Here is a 15,025-nt window from a genome sequence, read left to right as displayed (position 1 = left end):
TCACTTGTATTATAGCGGTGCTTTCTGATCATGTCAAAATAATTTTGTAATTTTCTATATTATTATTCTTCTTTATATTATTTTTGGATTTTGCTACATAAAAAAAGCATTCTTTCATCGTTACGTGAAAGAATGCTTTTAATTTATTGAACTTTATTTAAATTGGACTGTGAATAGAATCGAAAAATTAAACCACCAACAATCAGCAGAGCAAATACAATGATTAACGCTAGCAATAACTGACCTGTTAGTCCCAGAACAAGATAACCTGTACATGTAAACACAGCTGCTATTAATGCATATGGCAATTGTGTCAGTACATGGTCAATATGATTCGAACCTGCTCCAGTTGATGATAAAATTGTTGTATCTGAAATAGGTGTGCAATGATCGCCAAACACCGACCCTGCTAGCACTGCAGCTAATGATGGAAGCAGCATATCTACATCTGTTATAACCGCTACTTCTGCTGCAATTGGCAGCATAATGCCAAATGTCCCCCATGAAGTTCCTGTACCAAGTGCCATTAATCCGGCAATTAAGAAGAACATAAACGGGAGCATCGATGCACTAATGGAAGCATTATTTACAATTTCCGCTAAATATTCACCCGTTTTCAATGTCCCGATCACAGAGCCAATCATCCATGCTAATAATAAAATATAAATGGCAGGGAGCATTGTTTTGATTCCTTCCCAAAAGACTTTCACTGCCTTTGCTCTTGGTACAGTTTGCTGAAGATGAAAAGCAAAACTGGTTAATACCGCAGCCAGTCCACCAATGAATAAAGAGAAATTAACATCTGTATTGGCAAATGTTGTTAATATTGTAACATCACCCTCACTTGCATTGGCACCTGTAATAATCATAGAAGTTACAGTTGCTATAATGAGCACTAAAATGGGTACTAGTAAATGAATTATTTTACCACCTTTATGTGGTTCAAACGTGTCACCTAAATCACCTGGAACCTTATCCTGATCCGGATTGATTAATTCCCCTTTTTCAATTGCTCGTCTTTCATGTGTACGCATTGGCCCAATATCCATTGTGAACCAGGCTACCAGAAATACAAGTATTATTGATGTCAAAGCATATAAATTGAGTGGAATCATTTGAATAAACGCGCTTAGTGGCTGCATATCTGTTATTTCATTTGCAGCAAATAACCCGCCAAGAATACCAATTATATAGGCACCCCAACTTGAAATTGGCGAAATTACTGTGATAGGGGCTGATGTTGAATCAATGAAATAAGCAAGTTTAGCTCTGGAGATATTGTGACGATCCGTTAAAGGACGTGCTATTTGACCAACTGCCAAAGCATTGAAATAATCATCAATAAAAATAATTAGCCCCAAAACAGGTGTCATCAATGAAGCCCCTCTTCTTGTCTTCACCCGCTTAATAATCCAATCCCCGAATGCCCGGCTTCCGCCAGATGCCTGCAGAAATGCTGTCATAACCCCCAGTAATAAAAGAAAACCAATCAACAGGAGGTTTCCTGTATTTAATCCCCCATCGGAAATAAAGATTTCTGCAAAAACAATCCATATTTCTTTTAAGGCGTCCACTATATTAAAATCATGAATGAATAATACCCCGACAATAATCCCGGCTCCTAAAGAAATCAACACTTTTCTCGTTAGTAAAACAAGTAAAAGCATAAGAACAGCCGGTATTATTGAATAAAATGTTCCTTCCATTATCGGTTACCTCCAAATATTATTAATCAACTATGCACGAAGATAACTAAAAAGCTTTGAAATAACGAGCATAAATTTCTTTCAGGTAGTATGAAAGCACAAAAAAAACAATGACAGAAAATAACCTATCATTGTCCCGCAATATACGTTATCCTCCATTTCGATCAGTAGTTCTCCATGCAATTTTTGAGCATGACAGTATATCCCTTATTCAAGGATATACCAGCAATAATAAGGCTGACCTCCCTATTATGCTTCGGCAGACAATCCTTTCATCAACAATCATCGATGTCATTCTCCTGCTGATTACTTTTATTATCTGCACCTCTACCTCACCGATCTGATAAGGTTTAATTATTTAATTCCGATATTAATATACTAGATTTTCAGTCATTCTGCAAGTCATCTTTTGGTACAGCGATTGAGGGGCCACCATCTCCTTCGCCATAGAAATCCGGAACATCACCCATAATCACTCCTGAATCGATGTATATTTTGGTGCTCACTTCTTTCACTTCTGTTGTAAAAGGGATAACAATTTGAACATCAGCCTCTACAATCAAATAAACGGTAACTAAAGCTCCATTAATACCTATGTCTTCAACTTCCTCGATAACGTCTGTTCTCACACTTCCAGCTAATTCAAGATTAACAGGGATACTTGGCCCCAGATTGGCAAGCAGTGTATTTCCAGTTGCTTGACCGATGGGTATATCAACTACTGTAGGATCCAGCTCGGTATAGCTTTTTTCTTCGTCTTCATATTCCGCTGGTTCCTCAAGCGGATGATCAAATTGAAGCGGTTCTCCTCTGTTCATACTCGTAAAAAACTCTTCAACGCGATCTGTTGATACACGGTTTATCTCACTTACCACAGAAGAATTCCAGCCGTATGTAGTTATATTTCCCTCATTATCCCTAGTAATGGACCTCACCTCTTCAAAATCATATTCTTCAGCAAATCGTACTGCAGAGTTAATCGCTCTTGTAGCAAATTCTTCTGTCTTTAATTCTGCTATTTCCAGTAATGTTGGTGTGAGTCCTTTATTAATAATCCAGATACTAAAGAAAACAAAAACCATAAATAATATGAAGGTAATTATTAATACATTTTTCCCTGGAGGTGGCGCAATTTTTTTTCTAAATCGCATTCGCTTTTTCAACATAAAAACCCCCTTATAACAAATTTATGCTTGTTTTAAGGGGGTTAGAATGTAAAGTTTTTCCGTTAAATTTTCTTACTGTATTCGTACAACTAAGATATTTTCATCAGCGCATCTTTGCCTGTCATACCAACTTCCCATCCGTATGCTTTGGAAGCATCTGTAATTTTTTCTAATGGAGCATGTAATAATTCATCAATGGTTCTAACACCCATCGCACGAGCAGCAATTACATTTCGTTCTTTTAATTTCGGTATCTCATTAAAGATGTCCACGTCCAATGCCGCACACATAATGTAGCCCACATCATTGGAAATCGTTAATAGATTCGTTTTAGGCAACTCGACGCGAACTGCTGTAAAAAACATGCCGTCTACTTCTAACGGATTGACTGTAATCATGGAAATAGAAGACCTCCTTTGTGATAACAATACATGGTATGCACAAATAGGCTATAGTGTCACGATTCATCGCCAAACTTATTCCGTAAAGTATCCGCTAATAAATCCCGCAAAAACTCAGGCAGGTAATAACGCTTCGTTTCCGATTTCGCTACTTCCGGAAGTAGACGGCCGAATGTAAATGTATCTGCAGTTGCCACAGAATATGTATGTTCAGATTTCAATGGTGTACCATTCATGGTAACCTGTTTCACATACTCCCCGCCCTTCACATGAAATGCTGTTTCAACTTCCAGCCCTGAAAAAATCATCCGGCCGAGCACTTCTCCACGAAACCCAAAACCTTTCAGCTTCAATTCCATAAAATCCTTTGTAAAGGATGCACGAATGACTTCAAGCAGCTCATCACCGTTAAGTGAAACAACTACGGGGTTAATCGGGTGTGGACAAATACGGTGAATATCCTGGTATGTAATATCACCTGCTTGAAAATGGTCCAACAAGAGACCAGAATTCAACATGGCACAGTCCGCATTTGTCCATGTTTTCACCTCATTCGTCAGCTCCTGCATAATTTTTGTATCTTTAAACCATTTCACTTCTATCGGTTTACTTATATGAACAATCTTCCGGCCTAATATTTCCTCAGCCTGGTCGTGCAACTCATGCAGTTTTTGTTCCGTTTGCAAATCTTTTGCCAGATGTGTGATGTCAGTGGCATATGCTTCCTTTTTTACAAGCTTTCGATCTGTATGATCCCATGTTAAAATTACTTCACCTGCAAACGTACAATGCTTTCCAGCAGCCGTGATTAACGTATTATTTACGTATTCTCCTGTTCTAAGCAGATGATGGGTATGTCCACCAATAATCACATCAATATCAGAAAATCTTCGTGCAATTTCCTGGTCTTCCGTAAATCCTAAATGTGACATTAAGATAATAATATCTGTTGACGTCCTTAGTTCATTTATATATTTATCCAATGCCTCAAACTCTGAAGATATGTGCCAATCCAACAGTTCATAAAAAGCGTTAAATGGAGCGGTAAGTCCAATCACACCAATCTTTACTCCATTAAACGATTCAATACGAACAGTTGGCTGCAGCCAGTGAGGTTCTATATTATCTTTACTGTGAAGATTCGCACAAACTACTTGAAAATCAGCATCATCATATAATTGGAAAAGATCCTGATGGGCTAAGGTGATTCCTTCATTATTTCCGATTGTTGCCAAGTCATATCCAACATCATTCATCAATTGCACATTGGCTTTTCCCATAAATGCTTCAGCGATTGGATGTACACGGTCGACATGATCACCAATATCAATTAGCCAACAGGATTCCCCCGCTTCTGCTTTCTTTGCTTTTGCATTTTTTAAAAAGCCTGCAACCCTCGGCCATTGATCAAAATTACTATGTAAGTCATTTGTATAATAAAAATAAAGTTTCTCCTGCATTTGACATACTCCTTAAGACAGACCTTGAAAAATCATTCGAATACCAATGAATATTAATAATATACGTAAAATCCATTCAAGTATTTTTCCATTTAATTTTTGATTTACTAGTGCTCCAAGTTTACCGCCAACCCAAGCCCCCGGGATGAAATAGAAAACATATTCCCATGGGATGTGGCCAAGTGTAATATGGGTACTGGCCCCTACAATGCTGACAATTAAAATCATAAACATCGATGTCGCTGTTGCAATGTGTACCGGAAAACCGAATAATAATATCATGGCAGGAACCATAATTGAACCACCGCCAATTCCAAATAACCCGGAGAGTGTACCGACAATCAAAGAAATGAAAAATGCCGGCCAAATGGAAAAAATATAATGATTCGTTTTCCCTTCCAGATGAAATGTCCACATTGTTTTATCAGTGCCTGAATCAAGCTTTACCGGTGTCTTTCGTTTTATAAAAAAAAGCAATGATATCAATATCATGACACAGCCGAAGTAAACTAAAAAGTTATCTGTGTCCACAAACTGGTTCAGCCATGCACCAAAAATACCACCAGGGATGCTTCCTGATAAAAATAATGTGCCTATTTTGTAATCAATCCGGCCTTTTGAATGATAAGCAACTGTAGAAGACAAGGCTGTAAAAACCATTGCCGTTAACGATATACCAACAATAACCTGAGGCGTCGCCCATGCAAAAGCTTCTACATATTGATTCAATATCAGAAGACTGGGCACCAGGACAATACCGCCTCCAAGACCAACCAGACTGCCGGTAAAAGCAGTTAGTAGACCAATGAACAAGCATATAATGAAAACCAATTGTTACCCCTTCAATCTATCTAGACTCTACTATTATATTAGCATTAATTCGGATTGATTCATACATATATGAAAAGCCCATCGGAGTGGGCATTTCATTAGGGCATAAAAGGAATGGAAGCAACTTTTTTTCTGGAGGAGATAAAGTATCAGATAGGCGCTTTCGTATTACAGATATAATTTTAATTGGAAATAAAAGCAATAATTAATGCATTATATTATAATTGTTATGTAGGAAAGTTAATCGTACACAGCTACCTTTTTAAGGGAGAAGAGATTTATTTATGGGAACATTAGACAAACTAGAAACTTTTATCATACTATTTGCTGTTGGTTTAGGTCTTTTATTAGGACAAACAGACATAATTGAACAATATGCGGAGACTTTAATTATTCCGTTTTTATTCTTGATGCTATAAGGGTTGTTTTTAACGATACCATTGCAACAATTGAAGAAGGCTTTTTTAAATATTAAATTCCTTGGATCTAGCACGATCATTAATTTCATATGGACACCAGTATTAGCTTTGGGTTTAGGAGCTATTTTCTTGTCTGATTATCCAGCTTTATGGATTGGTTTTATTATGCTTATGGTGACACCTTGCACAGATTGGTATCTAGCGTTTACTGGTATAGCAAAAGGAAATGTATCTCTTTCAACATCGGTTTTACCTATTAATTTAATACTACAAGTCGTACTTTTGCCAGTATATTTGCTACTATTTGCTGGAACCATTGAAACGATTCCTATATCAACGCTTATTGAGAGTGTATTTATTGTATTGGTCATTCCTTTTACACTAGCGCACCTTACGCGATTCTTATTAAGAAGAAGAGAATCTGTTTTAAACAACAAGATTATCCCCTTTTTCGCCAATGCTCAGATTTTCTTTTTAGCATTGGCCATTATGGCAATGTTTGCTTCCCAAGGCTCTTACTTACTTGAAAACCTGGACGTTATTTACATTTTAATCATACCCATATTGATGTTTTTTGTTATTAACTATGTGATAGCACGCCTAATTGGAAGGTTCTTAAAATTTTCCTATGAAGATTCCGTTAGCTTTAGTTTAACGATCATTGCCAGAAACTCTCTGGTCGCCTTGGCTATAGCTGTCACAGCATTTCCGGATCAGCCACTCATTGCTCTAGCCTTGGTTATTGGACCCTTGATTGAATTACCCGTGCTTGCCATTGTCTCTCAAATACTTCTTTTCACAAGAAAAAAGAGTGAAAACTGAAGGTTATTCTATAGTCAGGATGGCCTTTACTTTTTATTCTGCAGAATGTCCCTATTCAGAAGGATGACCTCTAATTATGCAGATAGGTAAGGGTTTGAAGTTATCGTCCCCTTTTCCCTCTGCCCACACCGCACGTGCGACTTTCATCGCATACGGCGTTCCAACTAACCCAATTTCAATTAATCATTGGCACTTTGTGTGCCTCAATTCTTCCGTTTCAATAAGTCGGTGCCGTCCAGTGGAAGGTGAACCTCTATTAGTCTTACAAGAACCTTATTGCCCGTTAAAGATTTGCCTTGCATGATTAAATGAATCTTTTATTAGCCTAGTGGCTATCCCTCCACGTTCATTACACGCTTCGACGGTACTGTGCCACCACTTTCACTGATATGAAGAAAAGTTATACAGTCGCTACTCTCACGCCTATTTTCCTTTCCAACGCTTCTCTGAGAGTAAGCTCTCCACGTTATCAGCTTACAACGTTGAGTTATATCTATTATGGAACAAACTTAGGTGCTTCCTATGAGCCTGTTAGCATTGCATGTGCCTGTAACACAAGATGGATTTTCATATAACCGATTCTTACTCATCCACAGCTAACCCTACATATAGTAGTAAATACATTTCTATATAATGCGCGTCTAGACCCGTACCTTCAGAAGTTTGTCAGCAATACATTATGTTATTGTATTTTACATTGCATTCTCACCGTATTTGTTCAACCCAAGCGCCATGATTTACACCACCCCCTCGGGTAGGATTTCGTCAGCCAAACTGTTACGGTAAATTCTCACGCCTATTAGCCGAGCTTATAACACACTATTTCTTACTAAACATCGTGCTACTCGACGCAAGGAGAGCCTTTCAGAACGTTACTTCTTCATTCGACTCCTCGACATAACCCTTCAGTATTAGAAAATTAAACTGCCTGACCTTTACCAAAATTGTGTGACCACATTTCATTTGAGTCAGGAACGTTTCGCACCGATTAGAGCGCCCTATCGGAAGAAAGTTTCAAGACCTTATTAAAGAACCCCCCTTGGCTTTAATAAGGCTACGTATTCATTTTGCTAATGACTATCTTTCTGTACATACCATTAAACATTATTGATGTATCCTCTTTAACAGATAAAACCTCTTTGTTCCTCTCATACAATATTTCAAAGTTTACACCAATATCAGTACCTAATAACTTGATTAACGGTCTAATTGCCTTCTTCAAAGGAGACGGGTTCTTTCTTTTAGATGTAAATTTGTCAAAAATTATAATCTTTCCATTTGGTTTTATAACTCTTACCATCTCCTTGACACATTTATCTGCGTCAGGAACAACTGATAAAACAAGACTCCCCACCACAATATCAAATTGATTATCTTTAAAACTTGTATCTTGACCATCCATTTTTAAAAACTGTATGGAAGAATTTTTGAATTTAACTTTTGCCTTATCAAGCATTTCGTTAGAGAAGTCTATTCCAGTAATATTTAAATCCTCATGGTTGACTAGTTCCAAATCTGCTCCTGTTCCTACACCAACGAATAGTATATTTTGATTTTCAACAAACTTTTCCCCCTGAAATATCTTCTTTCGAGCTTCGAGGAATTTACCTGAATTAAAAAACTTATCGTACACAGGAGACCAAAATTTATATATTATTTCATTCCAGCGATTGTCCATTTTTCACCCCACTATCTAAATATCTATTCAACATTACTTCCCTATAACAGATTAAGGACCAAGAAAATGGACTGTTGTGAAACAGCCCATCCTTGTTCAATTCTTGTGCCTTATAAATAAGAGAGGTGTGCATTTATTGAAGAACTCTCCCTGATTACCCCTTGACTTTTAATAAGCGCAATGAATTTAGAATGACAATCAAAGCAGCACCTGTATCACTTAATACAGCCAACCAAAGTGTTAGCCAGCCAGGAAATATAAGAACCAATGCTGCAAATTTCACAATTAAGGAAAACCAGATATTTTGTTTAATAATCTCTAATGCTTTTCTACTTAACTTAACAGTATGTGGCAATTTTTCCAGATTATCTGCCATTAAAACAATATCGGCAGTCTCCATTGCTGTATCCGTTCCTGCGCCACCCATAGCTATACCTAAATCAGATGTCGCAAGTGCCGGGGCATCGTTAATTCCATCGCCAACCATAGCTATTTTATGGCCTTCATTTTGTAATTGTTTGATTGCATCTACTTTATCTTCCGGCAATAGTTCTGAAAAATAGCGATTGACATTCGTTTCGTTTGAAATCATCTTTGCCGTACCTTCATTATCACCAGTTAACATGACAAGTTGATCCACACCAACTTGTTTCAATCCATTAAGTGCTTTCTCAGTAGTTGTACGAATCGTATCAGAGACAGAGATAATCCCCATTATTTCTTGCTGTGTACCGATAATCACTACTGTTTTCCCTTGACTTTGTATGTCCTCTACTTTGGTCTTTACATTACCCAAAGGTATACCCAGTTCTTCTTCAAACAGTTTTAAATTACCGGCATAATAAACTTCACCATCAATGTTTGCTTGAACACCTTTACCGACTATACTTTTAAATAACTCTCCGCTCTTCGCCCGAACTTCCATATCTTTTGCATATTCAACAATTGTTTTTGCTATTGGGTGTGTGGAGTAATCTTCTAATGTGAACGCTAATGATATTAATTCCTCTTCTGAGCTAGTTAACGCTTCAATTCCAGTAACTTTTGGCTTCCCTTCAGTTAATGTTCCTGTTTTATCAAATGCAATTGTCTTAATAGCTCCTGCTTTTTCTAGAAAAGTACCGCCTTTTATTAAGACACCGTTCTTTGCGGCATTTCCAATAGCTGAGACAATCGCAACAGGCGTAGATATAACCAATGCACAAGGACAGGCAACAACTAATAACGCGAGTCCTTTATAAACCCATTCTCCCCAAGTTCCAAAACCAAGAAGTGGTGGTATAGCGATTACAGCTAATGCTAAAACAAATACGATAGGCGTATAAATACTGGCAAACTTATCAATAAATGCTTGCGCAGGAGCCTTTTGTTCCTGTGCTTCTTCAACCAAATGAATGATTTGCGATATGGTTGTATCTTCGACTAATTTAGTGACCCTTACTTCTAAGGACCCACTTTCATTAATTGTACCCGCATATACCGTATCACCGATTAATTTATCGACTGGGATTGACTCTCCAGTTATAGATGCCTGATTTACACTGGTTTCACCCTGAATGATTTCACCGTCTAATGGGATTCGATCACCGGGCTTAATAACAACAATCTGACCAACTGCTACTTCTTCTACTGGCTTTTTAACTAATTCTGAGCCAACTTTCATCCACGCTTCTGATGGTGCCAAATCCATCAAGTTGCGGATAGACTTTCTTGTTTGTTCCATTGATCTGTTTTGCAGAGTAGTACCCAATGCAAATAACCATACGACTAAAGCACCCTCAAACCATTCTCCGATAATGGCAGCACCAATTGCTGCTGCTGACATGAGAACATTCATATCTAAGGAACGGCTTTTTATAGCGAAATAAGCACTTTTTATTGGTTTATAGCCACTTATAGCGATAGCAACAGCATATAAGATGGTAGTTATTAATGGAGACACTCCATTGTAGGAACCAATAAAACCAAGTGCAATTAAAATAACAGAAAAGGTAATTAAGCCATATCCCTTTTTGCTTTTTGACGTTTCTGAAGGTTCATTGCTATTCGTAATTAGTGAAGCTTTATAACCAATTTTAGATACTTCTGAAACAATATCGTCTACACTATTTTCATGCTTCACCTTCATTTTTCCAGTTGAAAAACTAACATTAACACTATTTACTGTTGGAATCGTTGTCAAATGATTTTCAATACTTTTAGCACAACTACCACAGTCCATTCCTGCAACATCGTAAGTTTTTACATTTTTGTTTTGTATAAGTGGTTCAGCAGTATAGCCGAGTTTTTGAACTTCACTTTCTACATTGTCAATAGACAGGGCGTTGCTACCCATGACCTGCAATTTCGCAGTATTGTAATTCACCTTTGCTTCTTGAATGCCATTTAACCCATTCAACCCTTTTTCTATGGTTAATGCACAAGAAGGGCAATCCATTCCGTTTATCCGATATTCAACTTTTTCCCCTTTAACAGATGTTGTATTAATATTAGGTATTTGCTCAACTTTATTGTTACAACAATCGTTAGCAACTTTACCATTTATATTTTCAGATTGACTATTACAACAAGATGCATTAGTAGCAGTAACTGCTATTCCTTGAAATGAATTTTGACTGCTGCAACAACTATCCTCTTCTTTTCCAGTTGTAGCAAGCTTTTCAGCCTGACTACCGCAACAGCCTTTATTATCTTCAATCGTTGTAAGTTTGTCTTTTGGACCGCAGCATTTGTCTGCCATTCACTCCCCCCCTTTAATCTATATGATTTTCACAACAATTAATATCGTTTTGAACATCTTCAAGCACTACATCAAACGTCGTCAATAAATCACGTACCAGTTGATTACGTACACGGTAATATACATATTTTCCGTCTTGTCTCCCTATAATAAGCCCACACCCTTTTAGGCATGCTAAATGCTGGGATATGTTCGATTGGTTACCTTTTAAACCTTCAACAATCTGGGAAACTGTTTTTTCCTCTTCTTTTATACTTTCAAGTATTTGAATTCTCGTTTTATGTGAAAAGCCGTGCAAAAATTTCATCTTCGTATCCATATCAACTTTTAACATTCATGCCCCTCCTATTATATTAGACATTACTAATATGTTTTTGTCATTATCATATTAGCAATTTCTAATATGTGTGTCAAAGTTTGATAATTATTTAATATAAATCTACGGAATTTAATGTGTAAGAAAGATGTCAAAGTTTACACCTTTGGTAGATGGTACTCTATAGTGGGAGGAATTAATATGAGCTTAGAACATATAAAAAAGAAAAAGAAGAATAAAAAAAGAAATCGCCTCATATTGAGAGCGTCTATTCTTGCCGTACTAGTGGCCGCGGTAGCCTTTGCCCTGGTATCAAATCTTCAGGCAGACAATTCGGTATACCAGGTCGGAGATCAGGCACCAGACTTTAAACTTCAGCAGGTTAATGCAAATAATGAATTAGAATCGGTACAGTTGAGTGATTTAAGAGGAAAAGGTGTTATGCTGAATTTCTGGGGCACATGGTGCGAACCATGTAAAGATGAAATGCCTTATATGCAGGATCTCTACCCTGAATATAAAGATAAAGGAATAGAGATAGTTGCAGTCAGCTTAGATGCGACAGAATTAGTTATTAACCGTTTTATTGACAACTATGACCTTACATTTCCAGTTCCTCATGATACGACAGGAGAAGTGATGGATTTGTATAAGGTGGGGCCACTACCAACCACTTTTTTTATTAGCCCAGAGGGAGAAATCACCGAAGTAATTGAAGGCGGTTTAACGTTAGATAGTATTGAGGGATACTTACAGGAGATTCTGCCTGAAGGATAGATATAACTTATATTTGTTTGACCAAACTCAATTAAGAAATATTAAGAGAGGAGTATGTTTTTGTCTGAAATCAATGTCTTTATAGCTTTTGGTGCAGGGTTTTTGTCATTTATTTCGCCCTGTGTACTACCGCTTTATCCAGTCTTTTTATCCTATATAACTGGCATGAGTGTGAGTGATATAAAAGAAGAAAATAAGAAACTAAATAAGAAAGCACTACTACACACAATTTTCTTTTTATTAGGTTTTTCGAGTATTTTTATTATGATCGGTTTTACTACAACATATATATCTGAGTTCCTATTAACGTACCAAGATCTTATCAGGCAAATAGGAGCCATCGTAATTATTTTCTTTGGTTTCGTCATCGTAGGGGTGTTTAATTTTGATTTCTTGATGAAGGACAGAAAGATTGCGTTTAAGAATCGTCCTAGCGGTTTTCTTGGTACGTTTATTATCGGGATGGCCTTTTCTTTAGGTTGGACCCCTTGTACAGGACCAATACTTGCTATCGTACTATCCTTGGCTGCAACAAATCCGGATATTGGCATGATTATGATGATAAGTTATATACTAGGTTTTTCCATCCCATTTCTTGTATTATCTCTTTTTATTGGGAAACTAAACTGGATTAAAAAACACAGCACCCGTCTCGTGAAAGTTGGCAGTTATGTAATGATATTTATGGGAGTTGCACTCTTTTTTGATTGGATGACTAAACTGACTGCCTTTTTAGCAGGATGGTTTGGCTTTTATGGTTTTTAAATTTAAGAGAATCAAGTATTTTATAAAAATAGAGAGGTGTTTTGATGAGAAGTAAAAATGTACCATTTAAAGTTATTGTGATTATTACATTAGTTATTGTTGCACTAATAATTGCTTTGGTCGTTATGAACAACAATAATTCTGAATCAAACGAAGGAACATTTGAAAAACAACCACCAGTTGATGGACAACCCACTATAGGAGATTCCGATGCTCCTGTAACAGTAGTAGAGTTTGGAGACTTTAAGTGTCCAGCGTGCAAAGTTTGGGGAACAGACATCTTCCCACAACTCGTAAGTGATTATGTTGATACAGGCAAGGTAAAATTCTCATTTATAAATGTCCTATTTCATGGAGAAGAATCAAAGTTAGGTTCATTAGCAGCCGAATCAGTGTATAAACAAAACCCTGATGCATATTGGGAATTTCATAAAGCGCTCTTTAAGGAACAACCAAGTGAGAATCATGACAGCAGCTGGATCACAACAGAAATAATTCTAGAAGTGGCGCGCGGTGTATCAGAGATTGATACAGATAAATTAAAATCAGATATTGAAAACAATTCCGAGATGAACGAAGTCAATAAGGATAGTGACTTAGTAAGGGAATTCGGAGTCGAACTTACACCAACCATCATGGTTAATGGAAAAATGATTGAAGATCCATTTGATTATGAAGCAATAAAAAACGCTATAGATAGTGCATTAGAAGGTAATTAAAATATGAATAAAATAGATAAAAGGCAGTTAATTCTTTATCTGGCTTGGCTGGTTTCAGTTACTGCAACACTTGGAAGTCTTTACTTCAGTGAAATAAGAGGATTTGTTCCGTGTGAACTATGTTGGTATCAGCGCATTTTGATGTATCCATTAACTTTAATACTTGGAATAGGTACATTTCAAAATGATTTATCCGTTAAGAAGTTTGTACTGCCAATGGCAGCTATCGGCTGGTTTGTATCATTGTTCCACTATTTAGAGCAAAAGGTTCCGGGCTTTGCAAAAATTAAACCATGCGCGAGTGGTGTTCCCTGTAATACCGAGTATATAAATTGGTTTGGATTTGTTACAATTCCATTTTTAGCGTTCTTCGCATTTATTTTAATTATCGGTTTATGCTTTTCATCAAGAAACAGGAGCAAAACCAACAGTAAAAAATAAAGAGGTGCAATCTTAATTGTTGGATAAGATTACACCTCTTTTTTTATGTTTCCTTGTATAACTTGGGGTTCTCTCTGTCCACGTTAAATGGAAAATGAACTTACTGAATCCCTACCATTATTCCTATGTATACAGCTAGAACCATTAGTAAGGAAGAAAACGTCGAAACTAAAACGGATTTCTTCTTAATGGCTGCGAAATGGTCAGCATTATAAATAATAAACCTAGCCCAAATAACAAATAACTCTCAAAGCCAAATGATGTCGTAACATTAATGATTTCAGAACGGTCAGCATTTTGCATAGCATTTACAATATTCCCATCACAAAAGGCATTGAATAAAAGTGAGGAACCCTCGTTTTCTATCAAAAGGGAAACTTGGTGCGGTGGCCAGGGCTGACCTATAATGGTAACTACATGACGCCTTCAACAGTGAGAGAAACACTTCTAGAATATTGTTATAATGCCGGGATTGAGTATAAGGGTTCCCATGCTTTTAGACACACACATGCTGTTTTATCACTTGAAGTCGGGGCTGATTTATTGTATTTATCTAGACGTTTAGGTCACGGAACAATCAAAACAACAGCAGATACTTATTTGGACGTCACACCTCTATATGAATCACGGGAATTGGAGAAAATAACCAGCTACTTAAACAGTAAAAATGATATTGAAAAAGAAAGCAAAAAGCGATAAAAATGGCACTGAGTAGGCACAAATTAGGCACACTTGCAATTCTAAATAAATAACCCCTGCCACAAACACTGTTGTGACAAGGGAT

Annotated in this window: 14 protein-coding genes and 1 riboswitch; of the genes, 6 read left to right on the top strand and 8 right to left on the bottom strand. The window is 36.9% G+C overall.

Features of this window, described 5'->3' with window-relative positions:
• Positions 1 to 143 precede the first annotated feature (143 nt).
• The 5 genes from ACZ427_RS05570 to ACZ427_RS05550 all read right to left on the bottom strand — a co-directional run bounded on the left by ACZ427_RS05570 (position 144) and on the right by ACZ427_RS05550 (position 5,564).
• Positions 144 to 1,706 carry a Na+/H+ antiporter NhaC family protein gene (locus tag ACZ427_RS05570; protein WP_461177173.1) on the bottom strand — a complete coding sequence of 521 codons (1,563 nt, stop codon included), beginning with the start codon at positions 1,704 to 1,706 and terminating at the stop codon, positions 144 to 146.
• Between the two features lie 160 nt (positions 1,707 to 1,866).
• Positions 1,867 to 2,044, bottom strand: a riboswitch (Lysine riboswitch).
• Positions 2,045 to 2,092: 48 nt separating this feature from the next.
• Positions 2,093 to 2,857, bottom strand: coding sequence for a sporulation protein YunB (yunB, locus tag ACZ427_RS05565; protein ID WP_464883539.1), 765 nt, complete (start codon positions 2,855 to 2,857; stop codon positions 2,093 to 2,095).
• Between the two features lie 104 nt (positions 2,858 to 2,961).
• Positions 2,962 to 3,270: a YunC family protein gene (locus tag ACZ427_RS05560; RefSeq protein WP_461177175.1), complete on the bottom strand. Its 309-nt coding sequence runs from the start codon at positions 3,268 to 3,270 to the stop codon at positions 2,962 to 2,964.
• Positions 3,271 to 3,329: 59 nt separating this feature from the next.
• Entirely contained in the window at positions 3,330 to 4,733 is a 1,404-nt protein-coding gene (locus ACZ427_RS05555; protein ID WP_461177176.1) for a bifunctional metallophosphatase/5'-nucleotidase, read from the bottom strand.
• Positions 4,734 to 4,745: 12 nt separating this feature from the next.
• Entirely contained in the window at positions 4,746 to 5,564 is an 819-nt protein-coding gene (locus tag ACZ427_RS05550) for a sulfite exporter TauE/SafE family protein (RefSeq protein WP_464883538.1), read from the bottom strand.
• Positions 5,565 to 5,986: 422 nt separating this feature from the next.
• Between ACZ427_RS05550 and ACZ427_RS05545 the strand changes: the two genes are divergently transcribed.
• Entirely contained in the window at positions 5,987 to 6,805 is an 819-nt protein-coding gene (locus ACZ427_RS05545) for an arsenic resistance protein (protein ID WP_461177178.1), read from the top strand.
• Between the two features lie 1,054 nt (positions 6,806 to 7,859).
• On the opposite strand, the gene ACZ427_RS05540 is transcribed toward ACZ427_RS05545, so the two are convergent.
• From ACZ427_RS05540 to ACZ427_RS05530, 3 genes are all read right to left on the bottom strand, one after another.
• Complete coding sequence (locus ACZ427_RS05540) at positions 7,860 to 8,483, bottom strand: class I SAM-dependent methyltransferase (RefSeq protein ID WP_461178503.1); 624 nt, start codon at positions 8,481 to 8,483, stop codon at positions 7,860 to 7,862.
• A 154-nt stretch (positions 8,484 to 8,637) separates the two neighbouring features.
• A complete protein-coding gene (locus tag ACZ427_RS05535) occupies positions 8,638 to 11,223 on the bottom strand; it encodes a heavy metal translocating P-type ATPase (RefSeq protein WP_461178502.1) in 2,586 nt (861 codons plus the stop codon).
• 13 nt (positions 11,224 to 11,236) lie between these two features.
• Positions 11,237 to 11,557: an ArsR/SmtB family transcription factor gene (locus ACZ427_RS05530; protein ID WP_461178501.1), complete on the bottom strand. Its 321-nt coding sequence runs from the start codon at positions 11,555 to 11,557 to the stop codon at positions 11,237 to 11,239.
• A 183-nt stretch (positions 11,558 to 11,740) separates the two neighbouring features.
• On the opposite strand from ACZ427_RS05530, the gene resA reads away from it, so the two are divergent.
• From resA to ACZ427_RS05505, 5 genes are all read left to right on the top strand, one after another.
• Positions 11,741 to 12,316, top strand: a complete 576-nt coding sequence (gene resA, locus ACZ427_RS05525) for a thiol-disulfide oxidoreductase ResA (protein WP_461178500.1) — start codon at positions 11,741 to 11,743, stop codon at positions 12,314 to 12,316.
• Positions 12,317 to 12,376: 60 nt separating this feature from the next.
• Positions 12,377 to 13,081 (top strand): cytochrome c biogenesis CcdA family protein, encoded by a 705-nt coding sequence (locus tag ACZ427_RS05520; protein WP_461178499.1) that lies wholly within the window; start codon positions 12,377 to 12,379, stop codon positions 13,079 to 13,081.
• A gap of 44 nt (positions 13,082 to 13,125) precedes the next feature.
• Positions 13,126 to 13,800: a DsbA family protein gene (locus ACZ427_RS05515; RefSeq protein WP_461178498.1), complete on the top strand. Its 675-nt coding sequence runs from the start codon at positions 13,126 to 13,128 to the stop codon at positions 13,798 to 13,800.
• A gap of 12 nt (positions 13,801 to 13,812) precedes the next feature.
• Positions 13,813 to 14,241, top strand: coding sequence for a disulfide oxidoreductase (locus ACZ427_RS05510; protein ID WP_461178507.1), 429 nt, complete (start codon positions 13,813 to 13,815; stop codon positions 14,239 to 14,241).
• Between the two features lie 381 nt (positions 14,242 to 14,622).
• The gene (locus ACZ427_RS05505; RefSeq protein ID WP_464883576.1) at positions 14,623 to 14,940 is read left to right on the top strand and encodes a tyrosine-type recombinase/integrase; all 318 of its coding nucleotides are present in this window, start codon (positions 14,623 to 14,625) and stop codon (positions 14,938 to 14,940) included.
• The last annotated feature ends 85 nt before the right edge of the window (positions 14,941 to 15,025 follow it).

The sequence above is a fragment of the Virgibacillus ainsalahensis genome, assembly GCF_055380755.1.
This window is presented reverse-complemented; position numbering and strand designations above follow the sequence as displayed.